Here is a 25,095-nt window from a genome sequence, read left to right on the forward strand (position 1 = left end):
ATCCCCTGGTGGCCCGGTTTGAATCTTGGCGTGGTCCGTTTTGGATTAAGCGAACAGAAACCAAGGCTTGGCCGATGTTCTCAGTAGGACTACTGAGCGGCCCTATTCACTGTTCTGGGCATATAAATCTTGATGATGCTCAATCCGTTCTTGCGAGAACAAAAGATAGGGCCGTCCGTGACCGGGATGGACCGAACGGCCCCAGCCAGCCCGTAGTACCAAAATGGAAGAATGGGCCGACACTCCTAGTTACGGGACATCGGGCAACCGGTTGCGCGAGAGGCGTTGCTGAGCCCCTTTCACCGAGTGGCCAATGTCCCCAGGATTAGGATCGCCCAGCCCGAAACTAACCCACGATAACTTGGTTATAGAACATCACCGACACGATTTTGGGCGTCGGTGGCTGAGAGACCTATCGGGCTCCCGCCTTTCATTGGAATGGGAGCGCACTCCATGTGTGCGAAGTGTGTCGAGTTGGACGAAAGAAGCGTCCATTACGCTGCGCTCGCCCGAACGATCACGGATCGGCAGACCATCGACGGCATCGCGCAGTTAATTGCAGAGCACGAAGCCCAGAAGCGCAAGCTGCATCCGGAGCCGAAAGAGTAAGACCGCCCTCAGTTGGCGAACGCGCTTCGTTCCTGTTTTCAATTGATAGCCCCGCAAACGTCTCTGATATCCGCAGATTGTGCCAACGAGAGAAGCGGCGCTCTATTTGGCGACCGGCTGTGAACCTTTGGTTGCTCCGGCAAGACCGACCATCACCGGGATTTTGTTCGTACCCTCTCGGGGCTAGAGCCCAACGCCGTCTGCAGGTTTTTCAAGCGGGCGGCGCTGTGCTGTCAGGGCGGCCTGTTCGATCATCGAAACGGCCCCAGCGCGCGGGCCTAGGGGATACGCGCCGGGGCCGCCTCCTTGGGCGCTCCGTCCGGAGAGCGCAATTCACTGTATCGGGAAAAAGTGGCAACGGAATGCGCCCTCGCGGATTACCTCATTTTGACAAGTGTCCTAATTGCCCGCAGCGCGGAACATCCCGTCTTTCGATCCGTTGATGATTCATCACCGCACCGCCCGTGGGCATCGACCGGGGATGAGATCGCCCGGTTAGTGCTCCCGCCCAATACCAGCAGGGTGCAGCGCCATGCAGAAGCGGCGTCGTTCCAGGCACTCGCAATCACTGCAAGAACGTCTTGCCGACGAGGCCATGCGCCTGCGCGAGGAAGCCAGCACGCTTCCCCCGATCCACCAAAAGAAGGAGACCTTGCTGAGGAAGGCGCGGCATGACGAGACCACCGCTCACTTGACGGAGTGGCTGATGTTCCAGGGTTTGCGGATGCCCCTCTAGATCAGGGAGGACGACCATGCAGGCGAACCACCACCATATCGATGGCGTGGAGGTTGCCTTTGTCTGCGCTGCGGCGGTGTCGCTGGTGGCCCTGTTCGTCAGCGTGGCCTGGCTCTTGCTGCGGTGACATCCAGCAGTGACATCCAGCGGGGCAATGCGGACGGCTGCCAATGCGGCGGGCTGTTCTCCGCTGCCTCATACCTCGCTTCGACGATCCGAACGAAAAGGGCCCCGGCGAGGGGGACCCGCCGAGGCCAGAACAACTTAGTCACTCGATTCTAGACCTCACACCGACACTTTGCTGGGAGCGTTTGGAGTACCGGAGTCATACGGACCAAAGATGTGAACCTTGCGCCCTCCTCGTCCGTAGCTATCCAGGTCAGGATTTTGCCAACCCTCCTGGGGCTAGAACCAACGCCGTCCGTCGTATTTCAATGCGGGCGGCGTTGCTTATAGCGCGACAATCAGGATGAGAGCGGCGCGTCAATCAAGATGAGACGAGGCGGCCGAGTCAGGAGATAATTGACGCTGGCCGCCTACTTGGCAAGCGTTGATTGACGCTGCGCGACAATCAAGCGGCGCTGCCAGCGTCAATCACAGTCTTGTCGAGTTCGTTGGGGGTCGTGTGAACAGGTGGCCGGCCTGGACCGCGCTTGCGATCGAGGGCAACTTTTCGACGGTAACTTTCGACGTTCATCTCGAGGATCGTGGCGTGGTGGACCAAACGATCGATGGCAGCCAACGTCATTGCCTGGTCCGGGAAGATACGCCCCCATTCGCCAAATGGCTGATTGGCCGTGATCAGCAGCGAGCGTCGTTCGTAGCGGGCGGCGATCAACTCGAACAGCACACTGGTTTCCGCCTGATCCTTGCTCACATATGTGATGTCGTCGAGGATCAGGAGGTCATAGCGATCGAGTTTGGCGATCGCGGACTCCAGCGCCAGCTCGCGCCGCGCGACCTGCAGCCGTTGCACCAGATCAGTGGTGCGCGCGAAGAGAACGCGCCAACCGTTCTCGACGAGAGCCAGGCCGATCGCCGTGCCGAGATGGGTCTTGCCGCCGCCCGGTGGACCGAACAAGAGCAAATTGGCGCCGGCCTTCAACCAGGCGTCGCCAGCGGCGAGCGCCATCGCCTGTGCCTTTGATAGCATCGGCACGCTTTCGAAGTCGAAGGTGGCGAGCGTCTTGCCGGCGGGCAAACGCGCTTCCACCATGTGTCGCTCGATCCGACGGCGGGTGCGATCGGCCGCCTCGTGCTCGGCAAGGGCGGCGAGGAAGCGGGCGGCAGGCCACCCTTCCTTGTCCGACTGTGCGGCGAGCTTCGGCCAGATCGCCTTGACGCCCGGCAGGCGGAGCTCATTGAGAAGCAGCTCGACACGGGCAGCATCGACGGAGGTAGCGATACCGGTCATGCTGCCTCTCCCAGGTTCGAGCGGCCCGACATGACGCTGACGGAGGCGAGTTCATCGTAGACGTCGAGCGGCGCCAGCTTGACGGCGACACGCGGGATCGAGGCCGCCTCGGGTCGGAAGCGGTCGCGCAGCGCGGCAAGATCGGGTAACTGTCCGGCGTCCAGATCCATCGCGATCACCTCGGCGAGTTCTGCTTCGCAGGCGCGCTCGTGAGCCAGCGCCAGAAGCTCGACCGTCACCTTGCAGGCGCGCCGGTCATCACCATGCTCCCGCAAGGTCTCGAACAGACGTTTGTAAGCTGCACGCGGGAAGAGTTGGTCGCGATAAACGAGATTGAGGAGCGCCATCGGCTTGCGCCGCAGGGCATGGATGACGTGCCGGTAATCCACAACATGACCGCCCTGGCTCTCGGACACAGGCCGACCGCGCCGCAGCGTCACGACCGGCGTGACGCCAAGGAAGCATTCGAGCCGGTCGTCGAAGATGCGCACACGCAGGCGATGGCCGATCAATCTTGAAGGCACGGTGTAGAATACGCGCCGCAGGATGAAGCCGCCTGACGACGTCACCGGGATCACTTTCTCCTCGAAGTCGGTCGTGCGGCCTTTTGGCAGCGGCGCCAAGGCCTCCTTCTCGAGCGCGATCGGCTTGGCGAGGTTGGCGTTGCGCCGGCCGACAATCTCGTCGACAAAAGCCCGGTACGCATCGAGACTGGCGAACTCGCGCGTCCCCCGCAGCAACAGCGCATCTTCCAGTGCCCGCTTGAGATGGCCGTGCGCGCTCTCGATCGAGCCGTTCTCATGTGCGATGCCCGCATTGTTGCGCGTTGGCGCCATGCCATAGTGGCCCATCAGCCCGGCGTAGCGCTGCGTCAGATCCCCCCGTGCGTCGGCGGCCAGATTGCGGAATGCTGCCGACAGGCTGTCGCTGCGATGCTCCCGCGGCACGCCGCCAAGCGCCCACAGCGCGTTCTGCAAGCCCTCCGCCAGGGCGACGAAGCTTTCGCCGCCGAGCACGACATGGACATGCTCGAAGCCGGAGAACGCCAACCGGAAGTGATAGAGCCGGTGATCGAGCGGCTCACCCGCGATGGTAATACCGAGCGCGCTCACGTCGGTGAAGTCGGACAGACCCAGGCGGCCGGGCTCGTGCTGCTGGCGGAAGATCACGTCCTGTTCGGGGCCGTTGAGCGCCCGCCAGGCGTTGATGCGCCGCTCCAGCGTGCGGCGGATGTTCGGGTTCAAGTCATGATGCCGTCGGCGCAGCTCGTCCAGCACGCCGATCACGCGGATGCCGGGCGCAGCCTTCAGGATCGGAACGATCTCGGCGTCCCAATACTGCCCGAGCGGATCGGACCGGCGCCGGCCCCTCGGCGTCTTCTTCTGCGATGGCGGGCGACAATCGCCCTCGATTCGATACGCGCTTGCCTTCGAGAACCCCGCCTTGGCCGCGGCGGCCTCGGGGGACAGTGTCAGTCGGTACGTCATGTACAGCCTCATCTGGTGGTCGGTGATGTGGAGGCCAGGCAAGGCATCGATTCCCTCTTGTCGAGACGAACCAACAGCTTGCACCAGCCGCACCCGGCCGCCAGACGGGTCCAAAAACGCGCGACGCCGATGGGGACGGTCCTCCGGTCGGGCTGCGCCCTCCCTTCGGTCCGTCCCCATCGGCGCAGTCTCACCTTGATTGTCGCTGGAGTCTCACCCTGATCGCCGCCGCGCAGTTGCTCATTTTTGGGCTCTGGACCAGCAGTCCGAGGAACGAACCGGAACCTGGAGAGTCGGTTCTCAAGCTCCCGGCCTTAGCCCCCAAGCCCACCGGGAGTAGCGATCCCCGGCGCCGTAAAACCTCCGGCGCCCGGGGATCGTTGGTTGGCGATAAGGGCGATGCAATCTTCAACGGGAATGACGAATGCGATGACGGGTACAGACCAAGCAATCGGCTGACGAAAGCCGCCTGCTCCACTAGGCTCGCCCCATGACCTGCTTGTCTCGTCACAAAATAGACGACCCCAGCGCGGGGGCCACGCTGAGGCCGAACTTCCCACATCGCCCGGTGCCGTCGGCGGACAGCAACCGAACCTGTAACAACTGGGCGCTGCCCATGTCGGTTCCTGTTCAGCGAACGTCGTCCGCATATATTTCAAGCGGGCAGCGTTGTGCCGGAAGACACGCTGAGGCCGGAAAACCGGCATCGTCGCGCGGCATCCTCACGCGGGACGCATTGCCGAAATCAATTAACGGGTTAAGATTTATCGACTCCGACAATCAGCCGACAAGAGCCCGGAGCGACGTCAATGCTGGCACCGCGGACCAGAGTTTTCCCAGATGCTCGAACGGCCGTCAGAAGAGGAAGCGCTTAAGCTCGCGATTGCGTTCTTCTGTATCCTGGAGCCCGACAGGCGCGCGGAGGTTTTGGCGCTCGCGGAAAAATACGCCAGAGAAGCTCCGGTTGTCGCGGATCGCGTTCACTTCAGCCTGCTCGACCACGTGAGGCACGAAAGCTATCCGGCTTCCGAGCATCCTCATCCGAAGAAATCGATGTCCTGACCGGGACGCCCGCAGGTAACCAGAACCTGCGCCCGGCCATCCTGACGGCTATCGCCGCCCCTGCTCCGACCCGAGTTCCCGGTTCGAGCGGTTGGATGAAGCCGGTACGGAAAGGCGGCCATCCAGCGATGGCTGGCCGCAATCCGTAGTTCTCCGGGCGAGAACAAAGTTCCTGCGGCGGATGGTCTCACACACGCCGTGTGCCGCTTGGATAATCAACAAGTTACCGGCAGGCCTGATCACGCCGGACAACGGGCTTGGCACAATCTGCATAATACCTTAGTACCTCTCCTGACCCCCGAAAAAACTACGTAGCCTTCACAGGAACACTCGAGGTTCCGCCAGTGTTCGTAACATTGGCGCGTCCAGCCGGCGCTGCCTGCGCGTCGCGAGGCAGGCGATGCGGCCGGCGGATGGATCCTCTTCCAGGGTCCACAACGAAGAGCAAATGGGCGCAATTTTCACATTATCGTTTGACGGGTGTTGGTTATTGATACAACTTTTAGTTTAAGATTCGAAGACCGCCTTTCAATTGCGGAACCGGTCCAGATGATCCACAGGGGCGTCGAATTCAGTGTCACGCAGCTGGTGGCCGGCGTCTGGAGATGGCGCTTCCAGATCGGCGATCAGATCTTCACGGGCAGGACCGAGGCGAAACTCGACCTGCTGGCGATCCGCCGGGTGCAGCTGCGGATCGACCGCGAGCTGAACAAAGTCGGGCGGGGACGGACCCGCGGACGCAGCGATTGCGATTGAGGCGCAGTCTGTCCGGCAAGCGCCGGATGATTGTCTTGACGCGTTTTCTTCACGCGAACCGGCGTCGAAAACGCTCTAATCCGCGCTGGCCAGCCGCCGCATCGTGAACTCGATGTCGCCGCCGGGCAGCTCACGCCAGCTCTCGACGGCGCTCATGTAGGCCGCCTTCGGGTAGCGCTTGAGAAAGTCACGCGCCCGCAGGCGGGCCTGATCACGCGGCAGGCTGAAGGTCTCGCGCAGATAGCCGTCATCCGGCTTGCGCCGCTCGGCCATCCGGCTGGCGAGATCGCGCGGACGAAACACCATTGCCGCAACTCCGGACCAACTGACGCCCCCAATATAGGCGCGGCGCCAGGAGATTCCGAGTCTGGGGGAGACGGACGAAGCCGCCCGAACCGGCGCTACTGGCTGCGCTGCGCCGAGCCTGCCGGCTGCGTGGAGCTTCCGGTCTTGGTCTTCGGCTTGACGGGATGGGCTGTCGCCTTCGGCGCGTCGCTGCGCACGACGCCCCAGGGATCGGACGCCCCCTTGGCATCGGGAATCTTGCTGAGCGAGTCCTTGTAGGCCTTGTCGTTGACCGCGTCCCGATCCTTCTCCTCCTGGGTCTTGCTTTTGACCTCAGGCATCAGGTTGACATTCGGCATCTGCGCATAGGCCGGCGCCGACAGCAGCACCGCAACCGCAACCGCGCACAAAACTCTCATAACAACGCTCCTTGCATTTTCAGCAGCGGTATATCACCACAAGAAAGCCGCCGCCAAGCGCGCCTGCCCCTGCCCTAGAGATGGTCTGACTTGCAGGATTTCGGCGACTGCATCCAGTCGTCCCAGATCGGACCGCAGCGCGTACAACCACTCAGCACAAGCCCGATCGCAATCATGCCGCCCAGCATCGCCAACCTGCGGACCATGGTACGCCCCCACCACTGACGAGGGGCAATTGGGCTATAGAACTGGGGCATTTTCAAGCCGGGCACGGCGCTTGCACGCCGCGCACGCGCACATCGGTTTGACCGGGCGGCCGCGCAAATTACACTGCGCAACAAAGCAGAAAAGGAATCGATCAAATGACTTTGGCGATGAGCTGGGACGAATGGACGCGGCACGACGGGACGGCGCTCGCCGAGCGCGTCCGGAACGGCGAGCTGACGCCCGGGGAGCTGGCGTCCCAGGCCGCCGCCGCGGTCGCCAAGGTCGATCCCGCGCTGTCGGGCGTGGTCGAGCTGTTCGACGACGTGATCGCCGATCCCGCACGCGACGGCGCCGATCCAAACGGACCGTTCGCCGGCCTGCCCTTCCTCATGAAGGATCTCGGCCCGACCTTGAAGGGACGGCTGCAGGAGATGGGCTCGCTGATGATGCGCGGCAATCGCGCGGCGGCGGATACCTTCCTGACGACGAAGCTGCGCAAGGCCGGCCTCAATTTGATCGGCCGCACCACCACGCCGGAGTTCGGGGTCTGCAGCTCGGCCGAAAACCCCGCCGTCTATGTCACGCGCAATCCCTGGAACACCGACTACACCACCTGCGGCTCGTCGGCCGGCAGCGCGGCGATGGTCGCCGCCGGCACCGTGCCGATCGCGCATGCGACCGACGGCGGCGGCTCGATCCGGATTCCCGCCGGCGTCAACGGCAATATCGGATTGAAGGTGTCGCGCGGCGTGTTCTCGCTCGCGCCGCATCTGTCCGATCTCACCGGGCTGGTCTCGATCCAGGGCTGCCAGTCGCGCACGGTGCGCGACACCGCTGTCTTCGTCGATGCATGCCGCGGCCCGGCGCCCGGCGAATTCATGCCGTTCTGGACTTCGGCGGAGCCCTATACGGCGATGATCGCGCGCGATCCCGGGCGGCTCAGAATCGCGCTGTCGCACAGCTGGGGCGACTATCGCGCGACGCCGCATATCACAGCCGAGCTCGCACGGGTCGGACGCTTCCTCGAGGGCCTCGGCCATCAGGTCGATTACGCACTGCCGTCGATCGACTACGGGGACGCCTTCGCGGCCCAGACCACCTGCTACATCAGCAATTTCGCCGTCGTGATCAGCAACATGCTCGCCGCACGCGGACTGGAGCGGCCGCCGGCGGATTTGATCGAGCCGATCAATATCCGCATCTGGGAACATGGCAGGCACTTTAGCTTCGCCGATCGCGCGCGCATGCAGGCAACCTTCAACACGACGGCGCGCGGCTTCGGCGCCTTCTTCGAGGATTGGGACATCATCCTGACGCCGATCACGGCGCTGCCGACGCCGAAGGTCGGCACCACGGAATATCTCACCATCAGCGACAATCCGTCGGTGCTGGACTGGTTCGGCAATCTCTGGCGCAACTTCGCCTTCACGCCGCTTGCCAATCTGTGCGGCATCCCGGCGATCTCGCTGCCGCTTGCAACCAACGAGCACGGCCTGCCGCTCGGCATTCAGGCGATCGGAAAGCAGGCCGATGACGGGTTGCTGCTGCAGCTCGCGGCCCAGATCGAACGGGCGATCGACGGCAAGTGGAATGACGGCAAGCGGCCTGGCGTGCATGTCACGCGCGACTAGGCAATAAAGAGCAAGCAAGAAACCAAGCGGAGGAAACGGAACGTCATGCAGCAGGCCGGTGAATTCGGGATCGACGACGCGCGGCGCGTGCTCGGCGACGTCTTTGCGCCATGGGTGCAGGACCTCAATCTGTCGATCGAGCAGTTCGACTTTGCGCCGCCCGCCGGTGGCGGTGCCGACTGGCAGCCCGGCGCCATCCTGCGCATGCCGTTTTCCGAGCGGCTGTGCCGCCAGGGCGGCATCGTTTGCGGCCAGGCGCTGATGGCGTTCGCCGACACAGCAATGGTGCTCGCCAATCTCGCGGCCAACAAGGGCTATCGTCCGATGACGACGGTCGACCAGACCACGCATTTCATGCGCGCGGCGACCGCGTCCGATGTGCTGGCCGACGCCCGTGTGGTCCGGCTCGGACGCACCATGAGCTTCGGCCGCGTCACGCTGCTCTCCGCCACCGACAACAAGCCGGTGGCGATGGTGTCGAGCGCATTCGCGATGCTGCCGGGATAGAGCACAATCCGGAAAAGTGCGAAGCGGTTTTTCCTCGCGACAAACGCAAGGCGTTTGCGCGGGGTTTATGCTCAAACGAGAAACGTCATTTGCCGAGAACGGCCTCGGCGGCATTGACGATGCTGATCGTCGGATTCTTTCCGCAATAGGTGCCGAACTTCTTGGCGTTCTCGACGAATACATCGGTGTCGATGATCGCCTCGTCGGAATCGCCCTTGTACCAGCCGTCCATCCAGATCAGCACCATCTTGATGGTATCGTCGCCACCTTCGACGAACTGCTTGCAGGTCATGGTCGACAGATCGAGGACGGTGGCCTTGGCCGGCGCGGACGAGAGGGCGAGCGAGGCGGCAAGCATGATCGAGGCAGTGAACTTCATCGCAATCTCCATGGGCAATGATCTGAAATGAACAGGTCGCCGGAAGCCCAGCGCATCCGCTCGCGACCTCGTAAGCGAAGCATTGCAGCGAACGCAAGCATGGCATCGCGCAGATCGTTCTGCACGTCGTTTCGGTGCACGGAGTGAGAATCCATGTCGCCGATTTGTCATGTGACGCCTCAGCGAACGCGCAGTCGAGCTACACGACCTTGACGCGACGCCTCCTGCGCCAGCGCCAGAACAAGCCGACAAGCACGATCAGCACCGCGCCGGTCGCGAATGCCTTCGCGGCAAATCGTCCGCCGGGACGATCAATCAAGCGCGCGAGAAGCGAAACACCCTCGCCCTGACGCGGCAGGCGAAACGCGACCACGCTGTCGCCGACCGATGTGCCGGCTTCGGAATGGCCGCCGGCGCCGATGACGACATATTGATCGCCCTTCCAGAGATAGGTCATCGGATTGGCGACGCCTGGCACCGGAAGCCGGCCGAGCCACAATAGCCGGCCCGATCTGGCATCGAACGCCCGCAGATAGGCATCCATCGCGCCGGTGAAGACGAGCCCGCCCGCGGTGATCGCGACGCCATTGACCAGCGGCGTGCCGGTATCGAGCGCGATGCCGAGCGGCGCGAGATCTTCGCTGGTGCCGACCGACGAATGCCAGAGAATCTTGCCGGCCTTGAGATCGACCGCCACCGTCTCGCCCCACGGCGGCTTGTTGCACGGCGATCCAACCGCCGACTTCGCCAGCGCCCGCGACATCGCAAACGGCGCCCCTTCCTGCTGGCCGAAATCATGGCCGGGCGGCGGATCGAAGCCCTTGGCCTGGTCGCGCGGAATCAAGGTGATGATGTGCGCCGCATGGCTGACATTGGCGTAGAGGATCTGGTTGACCGGATCGAACGCCGCGCTGCCCCAGTTCACGCCGCCGCCGGTCATCGGAAAGACGATCGTGCCTTGCGTCGACGGCGGCGTGTAAAGCCCCTCATTGCGCGATTGCGCGAGCAGCTTCTCGCAAGCCGAGCTCCTGACGCCCGGCAGCATGCCGGCGATATCATCGGCCGTGATCCGCTGCGTCAGCAGCGGCGGCACATGGGTCGGGAACGGCTGCGTCGGCGACAGCTGCTCGCCCTCGGCGCCGTTCTGCGGCACCGCGCGCTCCTCGACCGGCCACACCGGCTTGCCGGTGTCGCGATCGAGCACGAACACAAAGCCCTGCTTGGTCGGCTGGATCACGACATCGCGCATATCAGAACCGGCGTCGATCCGCGCCAATGTCGGCTGGGCCGGCAGGTCGTAGTCCCAGACGTCGTGATGCACGGTCTGGAATGCCCACACCAGCTCGCCGGTCTCAATCCGCAGCGCGACGACGGAATTGGCGTGCTCGTCATTGCCGGGGCGCTTGCCGCCCCAGAAATCGGGACTGGGCGAGGTCGTCGGCAGGAACACCATGCCCCGCTCCTCGTCCACCGACATCGGCGCCCAGACATTGCTGTGGCCGGCCTCGACGGCGTCATGCACCAGCGGATCGAACGTCCAGCGTGGCTGGCCGGTCCGCGCATCAAAGGCCCGCACCGCGCCGAGCGGCGCATCGACCCGCCGGTTGTCGCCGATCGCGGAGCCGACCACGACCAACCCGCGTCCCGTCACCGGCGCCGACGTGATCTGGAACTCGCCGGGCCATGCGAGCTTCATCCCGGCATCGATCTTGATCTCGCCGCCGTTGCCGAAATCGGCGCAAAGCTTGCCGGTTCTGGCGTCGAGCGCGATCAGGCGCGTGTCGTTGGTGCCGGTGAAGATGCGTGATTTGCAGGCCGTGCCGTCAGCCGCACGATCATCCGTCCAGTGCGCGACACCGCGGCAGACGAAGCGGTTGGCAGGCCGCTGCGCCATGCTGATCTTCGGATCGAACCGCCATTTCTGCGCACCGGTGCCGGGATCGAGCGCGATCACCTCGTTGAACGGCGTGCAGAGGATCAGGCTGTCCTCGACCAACAGCGGCGTCACCTCGAACTTGGTCCGCTTCATGACCTCGGGCGGGCGCGCGTCGAGATCGCCGGTGCGGAATTCCCAGCCGCGCACCAGCGTGCCGACATTGTCTGATGTGATCTGGGTCAGCGGCGAGAAGCGCTGTCCGCCGCGGTCACCGCCCCAATATTCCCAGGCGAGCGCCGGCCGGGTACACAGCACCACCGCGGCAACCAGGCGAAACAACGACCGCATTGCGTCCTCCCGCGAGATGCGATCATCAGGCGCTGCATCTCAAGCGGGGAAAGCCTTTACGCGATCGGCGCGTCAGTATCCACCCCTGTGATATCCGCCGCCATCATTGCCGCGATAACCACCACCACGACCGCCGCCGATGCCGATTCCGATTCCAACGGGCGGCCCGACAGGCTCGTAGACCACGGCAGGAGGCGGACGGCGCACCACCACGACGTCATCCTCGACCACGACGCGCGGCGGGCGCTTGCCTGCGCGCCGCGGCGGATCGGGATCGACGCGCTTCTTGGCCGGCGCGTCGGCCTTCTGCAACTGCGGCGGCGCGGCGTTGCAGGGACAGGTCGGCGCCGCCAGCACGACATTGGTCGCGGGCACACTGACCGCAGCGGCCGGCGTCAGATCGGGACGATAGCGCAGCCGTTCGATCATCTTGCGCGCGGTGGCTGTAAGGTCGGTGTCAGGATATTGCGCGAGGAAGCCGCGATAGGCGGCCGCCGTGTTGGCGAGAATGGCGTCATTCCACGCCACCATCCGGCGATGCCGGTCGAGCCAGTCGCGCGCCTGCAGGCCGCGCGGCGTGGCAGCGAAGACCGCGGCGAAGGCTTCATAGGATTCGTCGGTGCCGTCAACCACGATCAACTCGTTTGCGGCCTCGATCGGCTTGCCCTGCAATTCGCGTTTCCATTCGTCGACGGTGCGTTTGGCGGCGGCGGGTTGCGGCGTGGCCGCGGGCGACGCCGCAGCCGAACCTGCCATGAAGCGGAAGTCGTCGGTGAGCGAGGAGGAGTCCCATGGTGTCTGGCGGCCGTCGGTCGCCTTGTACACCGCAAGGCGAACGCGCTTGAAGGTGTCCTCGATCGAAATGCCCGGCTCCTTCGCCGAGGCCAGCAACGCAGTCGTATACGGGCTGTTGGCGCCGCTGCCGTCCTCGGCTTCCGCGCCCGGCGACGTCGAGAACGACACGAAGGTGCCGGGCGCGCCGACCCTGGCATCTACGATGGCAAGCCCGTGCCCCGCGGTCTTGCTGAGCTCCGGGAAAGGATTGTTGCGGCAGGCATCGAGCAGCACGATGCGCATCCGGCTCGGCACCGAGGTCAGCGTGTTCAGGATGTCGTTGAGGCGAACCGCCTGGATCGGGATGTCGGCCTCGCGCTTCGGATCGACATCGACCGGCACCAGATAGTTCTCGCCGTCGATCTGCAGGCCATGCCCGGCATAGAACACCAGCGCCACGGTGTCGGCGCCCTTCGCCGCCACTTGTCCGGCGAAGTCGCTGATCCGTGCCCGCATCTCGTCCTGCGACAGGTCAGATGCCGCCGTCACCGCAAATCCGGCATCGGTCAGCATCTGCGACATGGCCCTGGCGTCGTTGGCTGGATTGGGCAGCGCCGGCACGGACTTGTAGGCCGATTGCCCGATCACCAGCGCCAGACGGTTTTCCGCCAATGCCGGCACGGTGCCGAGCAGGATCGCAGCCGGAACGATCAGGCTGAGGAACGAACGGCGAAACATGGCGGCCTCCGGCGGTGACGTCGGAAATGGGTCGAAAGCCGTCAGACCAAGGTTCAAGCCACGCGGCAACCGACGCCGGTTCGCTGCAGAACTGTCGCGGGGTCCGACGAGCGCTTACTGTTTCGGTTTCTTGGCCGGATCGGCGGCCGGCTTGGTGACGCCCCAGGGATCGTATTTCTCCTTGGGCTCGGGGATCCGATCGAGCGCGGCCTTGTAGGCCTTCTCGTCGACCTTTGGCTTCTGCTCGGTCTTCGCGTCGCCGCCCCCGCCCCCTCGCCGGCCTTGGGCCAGGGTTGGTGTCGCGACCAGCGCCAGAATGACGGCAGCAACCGTGAAGCTTTTCATGTCAGTCTCTCTCCCCCGCGGCCGCAGAAACATCCGGCAATACCGCCACCCCAAACATAACTTGTCTCTCGACATTTGTTGATCGACAAAGCGCCGCGTGGCGCGAATTCAGCGTCACCAGGGGGGCGCAATCTGGGCGACGGCACATTAAATTAGCTCCATGGGACAGGGACAGGTACATGTGGCGGCGCTGCTGGCCGGCGCCGCCCTGATGTTGAGTGGCTGCGGGCTGGCGGACAGCCACGCGGTGTGGCCTGAGATATTGAAGGTCAAGTCCACCGAGCCGGCGCCGCTCGAGGCGCCTCCGGATGTCAAACGGCTGGTCGCGAGCAAGCTGGATTCGGTGTTCACCGCCGGCTCGCAGCCGACCCATGTGCGGGTTTCCGCCCCGCTGCACGACCCCGGCGGCACCGGCTGGACAGCGTGCGTGCAGGCCGAACTGACATCGGTGATCGGCAAGCCGCTCGGGACGCGGACCTATCGCGTGTTCATCAATGGTGGCGCGATCTTCGATCGCCGGCAGGTGGAGGCCGACGACAACTGCCTGACCGAGAATTACGAGCCGGTCGACAGCTCCGTTGCGGCGCAAGCGCAACAAAATGCCAAGCCGTGAGCCGCCCGCGGCATGCTGAACGCGCGGTTAACATGACCGCTCAAATTGCCTGATGGCCCCAACGGCATTTTCCATTTCTTTCCGCTAGCGTTTCCCTGACGAACGCAGGCCGATCAGGCTCGCGCACCGGGGAAAACAGGGACGTGGCCGATATTGCTGACCAGGCAATGATCCGCCGTGCATCGCATGACGATGCCACGGAGAGGCATGTGCTGCCGCCGCTGTCGGGCACACCGGTCAGCGCATGGCGCGGCCTCGCCGAACGCGCGATCGAGGCCAATGGCTACTACCAGCCCGACTGGGAATTGGCGGTCGATGCCTCCGCGCGCGGTCGCACCGGCGCGTCGCTGCTCAGCGCCACCGGCGATGCCGGGCAATTGATCGGGCTGTTGCCGGTCGTTCCGATGCGGCGGATCTATCGCATTCCCCTGCCCGCGCTGGTCGGCGCCGAGCCCTATGGCACGCTGTGCACGCCGCTGCTCGACCGCGACGCCGCCGAGCAGGCGGTCGGCAAGATGCTGCAGCAGGCGCGCAATGCGGGCGCGCATGCGCTGATCCTCCGCACCATGTCGCTGGAGGGCCCGGCCATGGCCGCGATCCGCGCGGTGCTCGCGCGGGACGGTTTGCAGCCGCGCCTGCTCGCCGCCTATCAGCGCGCGCAGCTCGATGCGACGCGCGATGCCGACCAATTGCTACGTGACGCGCTCGGGCCTAAGAAGCTGAAGGAGCTGCGCCGCCAGCGTCAACGCCTGGCCGACCATGGCGCGGTGCGCTTCGACGTCGCACGCACGCCACGCGAAGTTGCCACCGCGCTCGAGACCTTCCTTGTCCTCGAAGCCGGTGGCTGGAAGGGCCGGCGCGGCACGGCGCTCAGCCAGCATGCCGGCGATGAGGCCTTCATCCGCCGCGCGACGTCGGCAATGGCCGAAGCCGGCCGCTGCGAGATCCTCACGCTATACGCGGGCGCGACGCCGGTCGCAGGCGGCATCGTGGTGCGCCACCAGGACCGCGCCTTCTTCTTCAAGATCGGCATCGACGAGCGCTTTGCGAAGCATTCGCCCGGCGCGCAATTGACGCTGGAGCTGACGCGGCACCTCTGCGCCGATCCCGCGATCAATTCGGCCGATTCCACCGCAGCTCCCGGCCACCCCATGATCGATCCGATCTGGCGCGGCCGCTTCGCAATCGGCGACGTGCTGCTCCCGCTGCGACGCCACGATCCGCTGCTACCGGCCATTCACGGCGCGCTGAACATCCACAGGCGCGGCTACGAAGCCGCGCGTGACGCTGTCAGGTGGATCCGCCAACGGCGCGCAACGCCCGGATAGCGCGACGTCGCTTGCACCAGCCCGCGGATTCGAAAGATTGCGCGCGACGGCCTCGGAGCGAGGCGCTCAGCGTTCCCTGAATGCCTCGGAGGCGACCTTGGTGAGCGGCGACAGCAGATAGCTGATGATGCGGCGGTCGTCGGTCTTGACTTCCGCGGTGAGGGTCATGCCCGGGGTGAGCGGTATGATCACGTTATCGATCTTCATCGCCGATTCCTCCAGCGCCACCGTGACGAGGAACACAAAATTCTGCGGTTGCCCGGGAGCGCCCGGCGTGTTGGCCATCGCATTCACGGTGCTGGTGGGGTTGGCCTGCTGACGCCGCGCCGTCTGCTCGTCGATCGCATCGTTGGCGACGTTGATGACCTTGCCATGCAGCGAGCCGAACCGGGTGAACGGGAACGTGTCGACCTTGACCACAACGTCCTGGCCGACCTTGATGAAGCCGATATCGGTGTTCGACACATAGACCTCAGCCTGCAGCCGCCCGCCATCCGGCACGATGGTCAGAAGCTGTTGGCCGGTCGTGACGACCTGGCCAAGCGTCGTGACGGCAAGCGCCTGCACGGTTCCGGAGGTCGGAGCAAGCAGCTTGGTGCGGGCCAGCTTGGTACTGGCCTTGGCATATTGCTGCACGGCGTCGTCGAGCTTTTTCTCGGCATCGGCAAGCTTCGTGCTGTTGTCGGCGATGAATGTCGCGAGATCCTTGTCCTTCTCGCCGCGCAGCTCGACGATCGCAGCCTCGGTCTCGAGCAGCTGGCCCTTGTCGCTGGCAAGCGACGAGCGTGACTTGTCCAGCGACTCCAGCGCATCGAACAGATTGATCTTGGTGCCGACCTCGAGCTTGAGCGATGCCTCTCGAACCGCCACGCGGTCCTGCAGCGTTTTGATCAGCTCGGTCTGATAGGCGATGCTCATGTTGAGGCGTTCGCGGGTCGCGTGCTTCTGCGCGATCTGCTTCTCCAGCGTCCCGATGGTCTCGGCGAGCTGGGAAAGATCTGCCGCCAGCACACGATTTTCGCGGCTGCGGAACGCAGGCGGCACGTCATCCTGCCATTCGACGTCCGCCACCGGGAACAGCGGCTTGACTGGCCAGGCCTTCGCCTGATCGATCGCCACCTTGCGGCGGGCGACCTCCGCGCGAAGCGCACTCGCCGCCTCGCTTTGCCGCCTCGCCTCGGCCTCGGCCTCGGCGGCATCAAATGCCATCAATTCCTGTCCGGCCTCGACGCGCATTCCGTTGGTCACCGACAACGAAACCACCGTGCCCGGATCAAAGGGCTGAATGAACTTGGTTTGTCCGGAAGGAACAATCTTGCCGAGCGCCACCGCATGCACGTCCAGCCTGCCGAACACCGACCAGGCGAGCGCGGCCGCCACGAAGGCGCAGATCGTGAGCATCAGCGCCACCTTGACCGGCGACGCGGGGGTTTCCAGGATCTCCAGCGCGGACGGCAGGAACTCGCGGTCGGCGCCGCGAACGTCCGACTTGAATGGAAAAAGAACTTGGCGAGCCGGTGTGACTTCCTTGCCCATCACTTTGTCCAATCATTCTGCATCGACCACAGACGGCCGTAGAGGCTGCCGCTGTTTGCGATCAGTTGGTCGTGATTTCCCTGTTCGACGATCCTGGCGTCCGACATGCCGATGATCCGGCTGCATGGCCGCACCGCGGCGAGCCGGTGCGCGATGATGATGACGGTGCGTCCCTTGGTGATGGCGCGCATGTTGTTCTGAATGATGCGCTCGCTTTCGTAGTCGAGCGCGCTGGTCGCCTCGTCGAGGATCAGGATCCGCGGGTTGGTCGCCAGCGCCCGGGCGATGGCGATGCGTTGACGCTGCCCGCCCGACAGGTTGCTGCCGCGCTCCTCGATCATCGTGTCGTAGCCCTGCGGCAGCGCCCCGATGAACTCGTCCGCGCCGCCCAGACGCGCGACGTGCATCACCTGCGCCCGCGTCATCGCCGGATTCGCCAACGCGATATTCTCGTGGATGGTGCGGTTGAACAGCAGGTTTTCCTGCAGCACGACACCGATCTGCCGGCGCAGCCAGCTTGGGTCGAGCTGCGCCACGTCCACGCCGTCAAGCAAGACCTGACCGCGCTCCGGCAAATACAGCCGCTGGATCAGCTTGGTCAGGGTCGACTTGCCCGAGCCCGAAGGCCCGACGATCCCGATCACCTCGCCAGCCTTGATCCTGAGCGAGATGTTGCGGAGAACCTCTGGACGGCCCGGCTGATAGCGGAACGACACGTCGCGCAACTCGATATCGCCTTTCGGCGGCGGCAGGGTCGGCAGGCTCGCCGGGATCGGCTCGACCGGCGTGTTGAGGATGTCGCCGAGGCGCTCGACCGACACCTGGACCTGCTGCAGATCCTGCCACAGCTGCGACAGCCGCAGGATCGGCTGCAGCACCTGGCTCGAGATCATGTTGAAGGCGATCAGTTCGCCGACGGTCATCATCCCCGCGATCACCGCTTGCGCCCCGAACAGCAGGATCATCGCCGTGGTGAGCCTGCCGACATACTGGATCAGGTTCTGCCCGAGTGAGCCCAGCATCGACGCTTCGAAGGAGGTGCGGACATAGGCGGCCAGCCGGTCCTCCCACTCCGCCTGCATGATCGGCTCGACGCTCGCCGCCTTGAGCGTGAGGGCGCCGACGATCGACTCGACCAGGAATTGCTGGCTGCGTGCGCCGCGATTGAATTTTTCCCGGATCTTCTCGCGCAGGAACGGACGGATCAGGCCCGCGATCAGCACGTAGAGCGGCAGCGTCGCCAGCACCACGAGCGTCAGGGGCACCGAATAGAGGAACAGAACGCCGACAAAGACGAAGGTGAAGAACAAGTCGAGAAGCGACGTCAGTCCCTGGCCGGTCAGGAAGTTCCTGATGGTCTCGAGCTCGCGCACGCGCGCGATCGTCTGGCCGGTTGCGCGGGTCTCGAAATAGGCGATCGGAAGCCGGAACAGATGATGGAAAAGCCGCCGCCCGAGCTCGACATCGATGCGGTTGGTGGTGTGGCTCAAGGCATAGGTCCGCAGATATTGCAGCGTCGCCTCGAACAGGCCGAGCGACACCATCCCGACGACCAGCACGATCAGTGTCGACATGGCTTTGTGAACGAGCACCTTGTCGACCACAAGCTGGAAGAACAGTGGAGTGATCAGGCCGAAGATCTGCACGAAGAACGATGCCAGCAAGACGTGCGAGAGCACGCGCCGGTAGCGCCAGATCGACGGGAGGAACCAGCTGAAGCCGAACGTCTTCGGATTGACGCCGGCGCCGCCGGCGCGCCGCGTGATCAGGACGATGTTGCCGTCCCATTGCTGGGCCAACTGCTCGAGATCGACCTCGGCGCTGCTGCGGCGCACCGGATCGGCGAGACGGAACTGGCCGGCCTTGCCGCCTGGCGCGAGCACCAGGAAGCCGCCTTCCTTGAGCCCGATGACGGCCGGCAAGGGACAGCTGGTGAGGCGCTTCACCGTGGCATTGGCGATCCAGCGCGCCTTCAGCTCCAGGCGCTTTGCGGCCGCAACGAGGTCCGCGGACTCAGCGAGCCGTCCGGCCAGTCCCAGCTCGTGGCCGAGTTGCCGGGGATCGGCGGCGATGCGGAAATAGCCCGCCACCAAGGCCACGGAATACAGGCCGGTATCGACCTTCTCGACCGACGCCGGAGCGTCGTCGTTATCGCGGATTGCTGATTGCAACGTCATGACTATCCCTTGCTACAACCGCAAAACCGCTCTCAACACCGAGGACGCGCCCGACGCCGTCCTTTGCCGGTTTGCCGCGTCTGGCCGGATCGAACTGCCGGACAAACTCCGCCCATTCCGGCAGGCAGCGCCGTTTCAGGTCGTACCGATCGACGATCGTGCGGCGCGCGGCCTCCCGCAGGCTCCGGAACTGCGACGGCGCGGCCAGCGCCTCGATCGTGAGTTCGGCCAGCCTTTCTGAATCGAAGAAATTGACCAGCAGACCGTTCTCACCATCGACAATCACCTCTTCCACCGGCGCCGTCTTCGAGGCGATCACCAGCGCGCCGGCGCTCATCGCCTCCAGCATCGACCAGGACAGCACGAACGGATAGGTCAAATACAGGTGCGCGCTCGATATCTGCATCAGCGCAACGAACCTGTCGTACGGTATCGATCCGACAAAATGCACCCGATCGAGCGGCAGCGAATCCTGTACCTCTTCCAGGAAGATGTTCTTCCAGCTGCGGCCGTCCCTCGGCTTCGGTCCATACGAGGCGCCGTCGCCTCCGACGATCACGACCTGGGCGTTTTTCCGCTCTTCGAGGATCGCCGGCAGCGATCGCATGAAGATATGATAGCCCCGATAGGGCTCGAGATTGCGGTTGACGAAGGTGATGACTTCGTCCTGCGGGCCGAGCGACCGGCCGTTCGGCAGGACAAAGGTCGCCGCCGGATCGGGCGCCACCATGTCGGTGTCGATGCCCTCGTGCAGCACCTGGATCTTGGATTGCAGATGCGAGGGGTACCGCATCTTTTGCCATTGCGTCGGAGCGACCGCGGCGTCGGCGTCCGTCATCGCGAGCAGGATCGGCGCATTGTTCAAGCGCGCGGCAAAGCGCTCGTTGAATGACAATGTCGAGTGAAACTCGGGATCGAAACCGATATTCGCCCCGTCGGCCGAATAGTAGAACTCGGCATGGACGGCGAGCCTTGCAGACGGCCAGACATCGCGCACCGCCAGCGTTTCGCCCCAGCCGACATGGCCGAAAACCAGATCGGGCACGAACCCCTGCTCTCGCAACTTCAGCATCTCATCGGCGGCATGCCGCGCCCGCACCACGTGCTGCGAGAAGGAAGCCGCCAGCGGCGAGGGTTTGCCGACATTCGCGTCATTGAAACGGTAGCGCCGGACCGGCACGATTTCCGGCCTGGTGTTGCGACTGTCGCAAAGCGCCAGGACCTGGTCGCCGGAGCGCTTCAGGAGCTGAGCAATGTGCCTGAATTGCGCTGGAAAATTCTGGTGGATGAAAAGAATGCGCATGACAATCGGGGTTCGGGTTGAGGTGCTTTCCTAGCGCTGTTTCTCGACAAGCAAGGTTTTCGGCCGTCGCGATTTGGCGGTTTCGAACAATGAATAGGTCCGGCTGACGTAGTTGGTCACCGCCGACACGCCCTGCATGTATTCTCGCAGCTGCGGCGTCATATCCGCCTCGACCATGCGGACCGGCCGGGTTGGATCCTGGAATTCGAAGCGAACGTAGAACCAGGGATCGCCGCGCTTCAGCACCAGCTCCTTGCTGATGTCATGCCATTCGAAGGCCCACATCATCGGGCGCGGCCAGATATGAATCGGCAGCCGGCCGCCGATCATCACGCCCGGCAACGGCGTCGTGTAGTAGTGATTGAAGGCCGGTAACTGCATCATGTATACGAGTTCGTCGGCCAGGAAGACGTACGGGCTCCCAATTTGCAGAATTGGCCGCTTCGGATGACGCCATTCCTTGGGGGAGTTGAGCTTGACCAGTTCCGCGAGTGCCTTCGGCCGGATCGAGGACATGTCACCGGCCGTGCTGCTGAGCTTTGGCTCGTTGGTTTTCGGATCGATCGCGATCCGAAGCTGAATGTCGACCGGGCAGTTGACCTGGAAGATGCGCGCTTCGTGATCGATCACGGCGGGGCAGTATGTCACGGCCTTGGCGTGCGCGGTGCGCTTCTCTTCCCGGCTGAGCCGGCTCGGGGCCTCCCACATGAAGGTGGCCTTGTTGGTGTCAAGCGTCCAACCAACCTCGACGGCCCTGTTGAGAGACACCTTTCGCTTCAAGAAATCAAACATTCCCCTAACCTCATACCGGCCATCATAGTTGCTTCGGCCGGTTCATGCACTTCCAACTTCGTCGCGTCGAGATCCCGCAAAACCACGGGCTAACCAATTTGAAACGCTCCGCGCCCGACCGCAGTCAAAGCGGACGGGCGCTTTCGATCTGGGAAACTGGGGGTTTTGAACCATCCAGTCCGGATTGGCAGCGGCGAAAGGGGGCCCGGGAGAAAGCTCCCGGGCCCCACTCGTTAACTGACAATCGAGAAATTCGCCGCCGTGACCGTGGCTGCGGAAGCGCCGTTCAGCCAGACCGCAGTGTCGCCATCGACCTGGACGACGAAGTAGGCACCGTTCTGGTAGGAGTGCGACAGCACGTCAGCGAACGAACTGAAGCCGGTGCCATTCAGCTGCACGGTATCCGTGGCTGCGTTGAAGTCCTGAACCACCTCGACGCCCGGCACGTCGTTGGAGACGAACGTATTGTTGCCGCCGCCGCCGAAATAGTAGTTCACGCCGGTGCCGCCATCGAAATAGTCGTTGCCGGCGCCGCCGAGCAGAACGTCAACGCCGGCACCGCCGTACATGGTGTCGTCGCCGTTGCCGCCGTAGAGATAGTCGTTGCCCTGGTCGCCGTACATGACGTCGTTGCCGTCGTCGCCATTCTCGACCGCCGAGCCCTGGGTGGCGATGATGACGTCGTTGCCCGTTCCGCCGTAGGCATTGCTGAGGTTGCCACTGCTCATGTAGAGCCAGTCGTCGCCGGCGTCGCCTTCGAGCAGATCGGTGCCGGCATCTCCGGTGATGGTGTCGTTGCCGTTGCCGCCATACGACGTATCGTTGCCGGTGCCGCCATACATCAAATCGTTGCCGTCACCGCCGAACAGGAGGTCATCGCCGCCGCCGCCCGCAAGGACATCGTTGCCGAGGCCGCCGTACAGACCCGGCGTCACGGAACCGAAAGCGCCAGTGATGGCGGCGCCGCTGTCGCTACCGTCGCCACCGTAGATCGTGTCGTTGCCGTTTGAGCCATCCAAGCGGTCGCGGCCAGCACCGCCATCGATGATGTGGAGCTGCGTGGTCAGACCGCTCGAATCTTCCTGGATGTAATCGTCGCCGCTGCCGCCATACTCGAACTGGCTAACGGCGGTATTGCCACCCTGGATGAAATCGTTGCCGTCGCCGCCGTAGAAATTGCCGTAGGCCGTGCTGGACCAGAGGGCATAGATATAGTCGTTGCCCTGGCCGCCCTCCCAGTAGTCGAAACCGACGATGCTGCTTCCCAGCGTGTCGTTGCCCTGGCCGCCATAGAGTGAATCGAAGTTGGCTGCGGGGGTAACGCTGTTGTCGGTGCTGTCGCCGTAAAACACGGGCATGGAATATCTCCGTCAATATTGGCTCTTCGTCGAGCCGGCCAAAAACTTAGAGGCGGCCAAATATGGGGAACCGCCGGGGGACGAAATGGCCTCGAAAGGCCGGTCTTCAAACAAGGCGTTAACCTAGCATCCAACTGTTTTGGTATCGGCGATGGTTGCAAGGTTCAATGCAATCGAAAATCACCTGCTTTAATTTCCAAGGCCCGCCGTAGAGATAGGCGACCGGCGCTTGGCACCAGAAGCCGGAGTTGCGAGGCCGCCTGCCCCGGCTCAAAACACCAAAAGAGGCTCGGAAGAAGGGTCCCGGACCCCGCCTCGCCGACTAACAATAGGGGAATTCGCCGCCGGGCACTGTGGTCGCGCTCACATTTGCGCTGATCAACAAACTGCCGTGTCGCGGCCGACCATGAAACATCTCCGTCAATATGCAGGCTCTTCGTCGAGCCGCTAAAAAAAGCGAGGGCGGCCACAAATCGAAGCCAACCCAAACGATGCCGGCCACGGGGGCCGAACCTCTCAAATACACCGTTACGCTAACACGGCGTTCGGCGGGCACGCTATCGCCCTCAGGTTGCAGGTTCAAGGAGACTGAAAAAAGAAATCAGGTTCCACTGCAACCGCCCCACCTGCTATCAATCTCCGGTATTGTTGATTTTGGATGCTCCGATGTCGTTTCCCCCAGCCGCGATTTTCTATCTCCCCGAAGCCTACTCGCTTGGCGACAAGCGCATCATGGGACGTCAGGCTGCTGGAGCGGGATTTCTCAAGGCGCTGGCGCGCGAGAAACCGGAACGGCTGTTCTGCTACACGCCAAAGCGGGAATTCGTCGATCAGTTCGCGACCGATATAAGGCGTTCCGGATCGGATACCACCACCATCGAATGGCTGCCGCCGCCGGCGCATCGACGTCTTGGCGAACCAGGGCTGCTGTATCTACCCGACCCCGGCCTCGGCCCGTACGCCTGGCGGCGGGCGCGGCATTCGCCTCGCGCCTATAGCCTGTGCGGCATCACGCACACGACGATGACCCATGTTGCGATGGGGATGCTGTCGTCGATGCCGCTCAGTCCGCTCGAGCATTGGGATGCGGTTATTTGCACCTCGCTTGCAGTGCACAAGAGCGTCGACCAGTTGCTTAAGGCGCAGGCCGCATTCCTGAAGGCGAGGCTGGGCGCGCGCCGAATGCCGATACCGCAGCTTCCGGTGATCCCGCTCGGGGTCAACTGCGCCGACTTCACCTTTCGCGAAGGCGAACGGCAACGCGCCAGGCAGATGTTGGGAATCGACGACGATGAGATCGTCCTGCTTTACGTCGGACGGCTGTCTTTCCATGCCAAGGCCCACCACGTTCCCATGCTGCTGGCGGCGGAACAGGCCAGCAAGGGACATAAGGTCGTGCTGGTGCTGGCCGGCTGGTTCAGCCGCGACGCCACCGAGGAGCTCTATGTCCGCGAGTGCGCCCAATTTGGCCCGTCTCTGCGGCGCATCTTCGTCGACGGGCGCAAGGCCAAGGATCTGAAGGCCGCATGGGCGGCGGCCGACATCTTCACCTCGCTCGCCGACAATTTTCAGGAGACGTTCGGCCTCACGCCGGTCGAGGCGATGGCCTCTGGCCTGCCGGTCGTGGTGTCGGACTGGAACGGCTACAAGGAGACCATTCGTCACGGCACCGACGGCTTCCGGGTGCCAACCCTCACTTTGCCGCCAGGTTCGGCCGAGTTCCTCGTCGAGCGGGCAGACTTCGGCTTCGACAATTACGACACCTATACCGCCCTCGCGAGCCAGTTGATCGCGGTCGACATCCCCGCCGCCGCGACCGCCTATTCCACGCTGTTTGGCAATCCCGACCTGCGGCGGCAGATGGGGGCAGCGGGGCAGAAGCGCGCGCGCGATCACTATGACTGGTCGCAGATCATGAAGCTGTATGCACAGCTTTGGACCGAACTTGGAGCGCGCAGGCGAAGCAAGGTCGAAGGCACCGTGCCGGCAGGAGCAATCCGGCCGGACCGGCTCAATCCGTTCACGATGTTCAACTCCTATCCGACGCGAACGCTCGACGGCGCATGCGTATTCGCGCTGGGCGAAGGCGTGGACCGCAAGGAAGTGCAACGCAGGCTTTCCGCCGAAAGTATCGCGCGGGCCGCTCAGGTAGTTGCTAGGCCGCAGGTTGTGGACGAGATCGTCGGCGCCTTTGAAAAGCATGGCCCGTCGTTGTCGATGTCGGACCTGATCCGGCACATGCCCAACGTACCCGGTGAATCCGTGGAACGAACGGTGATGGTTCTGACCAAATGCGGCGTCCTCACCCTGCAGTCAAAACCGAAAGCGACGCCTTCCGCGAGCAGACCGTGATCCGGCGGCTGGCTCGAGCAATGGCGCACCGCGGTAGCCCACTCGTCGCCGCGAACGGTTTAC

At 63.8% G+C, this 25,095-nt stretch carries 23 protein-coding genes; 9 read left to right on the plus strand and 14 right to left on the minus strand.

Annotation, left to right across the window (positions count from 1 at the left end):
* Positions 1 to 453: 453 nt before the first annotated feature.
* Together V5279_RS29935 and V5279_RS29940 are read left to right on the plus strand one after the other, a co-directional pair.
* Positions 454 to 609, plus strand: coding sequence for a hypothetical protein (locus V5279_RS29935; protein WP_338690777.1), 156 nt, complete (start codon positions 454 to 456; stop codon positions 607 to 609).
* 532 nt (positions 610 to 1,141) lie between these two features.
* Positions 1,142 to 1,345 (plus strand): hypothetical protein, encoded by a 204-nt coding sequence (locus V5279_RS29940; protein WP_338690779.1) that lies wholly within the window; start codon positions 1,142 to 1,144, stop codon positions 1,343 to 1,345.
* Positions 1,346 to 1,916: 571 nt separating this feature from the next.
* Here the strand turns inward: V5279_RS29940 and istB are convergent.
* Positions 1,917 to 2,759, minus strand: a complete 843-nt coding sequence (istB, locus tag V5279_RS29945) for an IS21-like element helper ATPase IstB (RefSeq protein ID WP_176535476.1) — start codon at positions 2,757 to 2,759, stop codon at positions 1,917 to 1,919.
* Positions 2,756 to 4,288 carry an IS21 family transposase gene (gene istA, locus V5279_RS29950; RefSeq protein WP_422389058.1) on the minus strand — a complete coding sequence of 511 codons (1,533 nt, stop codon included), beginning with the start codon at positions 4,286 to 4,288 and terminating at the stop codon, positions 2,756 to 2,758. The genes istB and istA overlap by 4 nt, the downstream gene beginning before the upstream one ends.
* Positions 4,289 to 5,086: 798 nt before the next feature.
* On the opposite strand from istA, the gene V5279_RS29955 reads away from it, so the two are divergent.
* Together V5279_RS29955 and V5279_RS29960 are read left to right on the plus strand one after the other, a co-directional pair.
* On the plus strand, positions 5,087 to 5,308 hold the full coding sequence (locus V5279_RS29955) for a hypothetical protein (protein WP_338690781.1): 222 nt from the start codon (positions 5,087 to 5,089) through the stop codon (positions 5,306 to 5,308).
* Positions 5,309 to 5,857: 549 nt separating this feature from the next.
* A complete protein-coding gene (locus V5279_RS29960; RefSeq protein ID WP_338690783.1) occupies positions 5,858 to 6,064 on the plus strand; it encodes a hypothetical protein in 207 nt (68 codons plus the stop codon).
* Between the two features lie 75 nt (positions 6,065 to 6,139).
* Here V5279_RS29960 and V5279_RS29965 read toward each other — a convergent pair whose 3' ends face one another.
* The 3 genes from V5279_RS29965 to V5279_RS29975 form a co-directional block, all read right to left on the minus strand.
* Positions 6,140 to 6,370: a hypothetical protein gene (locus V5279_RS29965; RefSeq protein ID WP_166207085.1), complete on the minus strand. Its 231-nt coding sequence runs from the start codon at positions 6,368 to 6,370 to the stop codon at positions 6,140 to 6,142.
* Positions 6,371 to 6,465: 95 nt separating this feature from the next.
* Entirely contained in the window at positions 6,466 to 6,768 is a 303-nt protein-coding gene (locus V5279_RS29970) for a hypothetical protein (RefSeq protein WP_338690785.1), read from the minus strand.
* Between the two features lie 74 nt (positions 6,769 to 6,842).
* Entirely contained in the window at positions 6,843 to 6,974 is a 132-nt protein-coding gene (locus tag V5279_RS29975; RefSeq protein WP_338690787.1) for a peptidylprolyl isomerase, read from the minus strand.
* A 156-nt stretch (positions 6,975 to 7,130) separates the two neighbouring features.
* On the opposite strand from V5279_RS29975, the gene V5279_RS29980 reads away from it, so the two are divergent.
* Positions 7,131 to 8,606, plus strand: a complete 1,476-nt coding sequence (locus V5279_RS29980; RefSeq protein ID WP_338690789.1) for an amidase — start codon at positions 7,131 to 7,133, stop codon at positions 8,604 to 8,606.
* A 45-nt stretch (positions 8,607 to 8,651) separates the two neighbouring features.
* On the plus strand, positions 8,652 to 9,113 hold the full coding sequence (locus V5279_RS29985; RefSeq protein WP_166207109.1) for a PaaI family thioesterase: 462 nt from the start codon (positions 8,652 to 8,654) through the stop codon (positions 9,111 to 9,113).
* A gap of 85 nt (positions 9,114 to 9,198) precedes the next feature.
* Here V5279_RS29985 and V5279_RS29990 read toward each other — a convergent pair whose 3' ends face one another.
* The 4 genes from V5279_RS29990 to V5279_RS30005 all read right to left on the minus strand — a co-directional run bounded on the left by V5279_RS29990 (position 9,199) and on the right by V5279_RS30005 (position 13,573).
* Entirely contained in the window at positions 9,199 to 9,492 is a 294-nt protein-coding gene (locus tag V5279_RS29990; protein ID WP_166298175.1) for an HdeA/HdeB family chaperone, read from the minus strand.
* A gap of 199 nt (positions 9,493 to 9,691) precedes the next feature.
* A complete protein-coding gene (locus tag V5279_RS29995; protein WP_338690795.1) occupies positions 9,692 to 11,716 on the minus strand; it encodes a pyrroloquinoline quinone-dependent dehydrogenase in 2,025 nt (674 codons plus the stop codon).
* A gap of 72 nt (positions 11,717 to 11,788) precedes the next feature.
* A complete protein-coding gene (locus V5279_RS30000) occupies positions 11,789 to 13,228 on the minus strand; it encodes a caspase family protein (protein WP_338690797.1) in 1,440 nt (479 codons plus the stop codon).
* Positions 13,229 to 13,342: 114 nt separating this feature from the next.
* Positions 13,343 to 13,573, minus strand: a complete 231-nt coding sequence (locus V5279_RS30005; RefSeq protein WP_166207121.1) for a hypothetical protein — start codon at positions 13,571 to 13,573, stop codon at positions 13,343 to 13,345.
* A 181-nt stretch (positions 13,574 to 13,754) separates the two neighbouring features.
* Here V5279_RS30005 and V5279_RS30010 point away from each other — a divergent pair, with 181 nt between their 5' ends.
* Positions 13,755 to 14,186, plus strand: a complete 432-nt coding sequence (locus V5279_RS30010; protein WP_338690799.1) for a hypothetical protein — start codon at positions 13,755 to 13,757, stop codon at positions 14,184 to 14,186.
* A gap of 143 nt (positions 14,187 to 14,329) precedes the next feature.
* Positions 14,330 to 15,514: a GNAT family N-acetyltransferase gene (locus tag V5279_RS30015; RefSeq protein WP_338690801.1), complete on the plus strand. Its 1,185-nt coding sequence runs from the start codon at positions 14,330 to 14,332 to the stop codon at positions 15,512 to 15,514.
* A gap of 66 nt (positions 15,515 to 15,580) precedes the next feature.
* Here V5279_RS30015 and V5279_RS30020 read toward each other — a convergent pair whose 3' ends face one another.
* From V5279_RS30020 to V5279_RS30040, 5 genes are all read right to left on the minus strand, one after another.
* Positions 15,581 to 17,050, minus strand: a complete 1,470-nt coding sequence (locus V5279_RS30020; protein ID WP_166298180.1) for an HlyD family type I secretion periplasmic adaptor subunit — start codon at positions 17,048 to 17,050, stop codon at positions 15,581 to 15,583.
* Positions 17,050 to 19,227 (minus strand): type I secretion system permease/ATPase, encoded by a 2,178-nt coding sequence (locus V5279_RS30025; protein ID WP_338690804.1) that lies wholly within the window; start codon positions 19,225 to 19,227, stop codon positions 17,050 to 17,052. Before V5279_RS30025 ends, V5279_RS30020 begins: the two co-directional genes overlap by 1 nt.
* A complete protein-coding gene (locus tag V5279_RS30030) occupies positions 19,199 to 20,530 on the minus strand; it encodes a glycosyltransferase (protein ID WP_166298182.1) in 1,332 nt (443 codons plus the stop codon). The genes V5279_RS30025 and V5279_RS30030 overlap by 29 nt, the downstream gene beginning before the upstream one ends.
* Before the next feature lie 30 nt (positions 20,531 to 20,560).
* Positions 20,561 to 21,298, minus strand: coding sequence for a hypothetical protein (locus V5279_RS30035; RefSeq protein ID WP_224496859.1), 738 nt, complete (start codon positions 21,296 to 21,298; stop codon positions 20,561 to 20,563).
* 257 nt (positions 21,299 to 21,555) lie between these two features.
* On the minus strand, positions 21,556 to 22,680 hold the full coding sequence (locus V5279_RS30040; protein WP_338690812.1) for a calcium-binding protein: 1,125 nt from the start codon (positions 22,678 to 22,680) through the stop codon (positions 21,556 to 21,558).
* Between the two features lie 1,044 nt (positions 22,681 to 23,724).
* On the opposite strand from V5279_RS30040, the gene V5279_RS30045 reads away from it, so the two are divergent.
* Positions 23,725 to 25,032, plus strand: a complete 1,308-nt coding sequence (locus V5279_RS30045; protein ID WP_338690814.1) for a glycosyltransferase family 4 protein — start codon at positions 23,725 to 23,727, stop codon at positions 25,030 to 25,032.
* Positions 25,033 to 25,095: the final 63 nt, after the last annotated feature.

Source organism: Bradyrhizobium sp. 26S5 (assembly GCF_036923295.1).
GTDB classification, from domain to species: domain Bacteria; phylum Pseudomonadota; class Alphaproteobacteria; order Rhizobiales; family Xanthobacteraceae; genus Bradyrhizobium; species Bradyrhizobium septentrionale.

Bases quoted from the DNA above. Each gene is read 5' to 3' on its own strand.
- V5279_RS29935 (WP_338690777.1), top strand. From the start codon at position 454: ATGTGTGCGAAGTGTGTCGAGTTGGACGAAAGAAGCGTCCATTACGCT.
- V5279_RS29940 (WP_338690779.1), top strand. From the start codon at position 1,142: ATGCAGAAGCGGCGTCGTTCCAGGCACTCGCAATCACTGCAAGAACGT.
- istB (WP_176535476.1), bottom strand. From the start codon at position 2,759: ATGACCGGTATCGCTACCTCCGTCGATGCTGCCCGTGTCGAGCTGCTT.
- V5279_RS29955 (WP_338690781.1), top strand. From the start codon at position 5,087: ATGCTCGAACGGCCGTCAGAAGAGGAAGCGCTTAAGCTCGCGATTGCG.
- V5279_RS29960 (WP_338690783.1), top strand. From the start codon at position 5,858: ATGATCCACAGGGGCGTCGAATTCAGTGTCACGCAGCTGGTGGCCGGC.
- V5279_RS29965 (WP_166207085.1), bottom strand. From the start codon at position 6,370: ATGGTGTTTCGTCCGCGCGATCTCGCCAGCCGGATGGCCGAGCGGCGC.
- V5279_RS29970 (WP_338690785.1), bottom strand. From the start codon at position 6,768: ATGAGAGTTTTGTGCGCGGTTGCGGTTGCGGTGCTGCTGTCGGCGCCG.
- V5279_RS29975 (WP_338690787.1), bottom strand. From the start codon at position 6,974: ATGGTCCGCAGGTTGGCGATGCTGGGCGGCATGATTGCGATCGGGCTT.
- V5279_RS29980 (WP_338690789.1), top strand. From the start codon at position 7,131: ATGACTTTGGCGATGAGCTGGGACGAATGGACGCGGCACGACGGGACG.
- V5279_RS29985 (WP_166207109.1), top strand. From the start codon at position 8,652: ATGCAGCAGGCCGGTGAATTCGGGATCGACGACGCGCGGCGCGTGCTC.
- V5279_RS29990 (WP_166298175.1), bottom strand. From the start codon at position 9,492: ATGAAGTTCACTGCCTCGATCATGCTTGCCGCCTCGCTCGCCCTCTCG.
- V5279_RS29995 (WP_338690795.1), bottom strand. From the start codon at position 11,716: ATGCGGTCGTTGTTTCGCCTGGTTGCCGCGGTGGTGCTGTGTACCCGG.
- V5279_RS30000 (WP_338690797.1), bottom strand. From the start codon at position 13,228: ATGTTTCGCCGTTCGTTCCTCAGCCTGATCGTTCCGGCTGCGATCCTG.
- V5279_RS30005 (WP_166207121.1), bottom strand. From the start codon at position 13,573: ATGAAAAGCTTCACGGTTGCTGCCGTCATTCTGGCGCTGGTCGCGACA.
- V5279_RS30020 (WP_166298180.1), bottom strand. From the start codon at position 17,050: ATGGGCAAGGAAGTCACACCGGCTCGCCAAGTTCTTTTTCCATTCAAG.
- V5279_RS30025 (WP_338690804.1), bottom strand. From the start codon at position 19,227: ATGACGTTGCAATCAGCAATCCGCGATAACGACGACGCTCCGGCGTCG.
- V5279_RS30030 (WP_166298182.1), bottom strand. From the start codon at position 20,530: ATGCGCATTCTTTTCATCCACCAGAATTTTCCAGCGCAATTCAGGCAC.
- V5279_RS30040 (WP_338690812.1), bottom strand. From the start codon at position 22,680: ATGCCCGTGTTTTACGGCGACAGCACCGACAACAGCGTTACCCCCGCA.
- V5279_RS30045 (WP_338690814.1), top strand. From the start codon at position 23,725: ATGCTGTCGTCGATGCCGCTCAGTCCGCTCGAGCATTGGGATGCGGTT.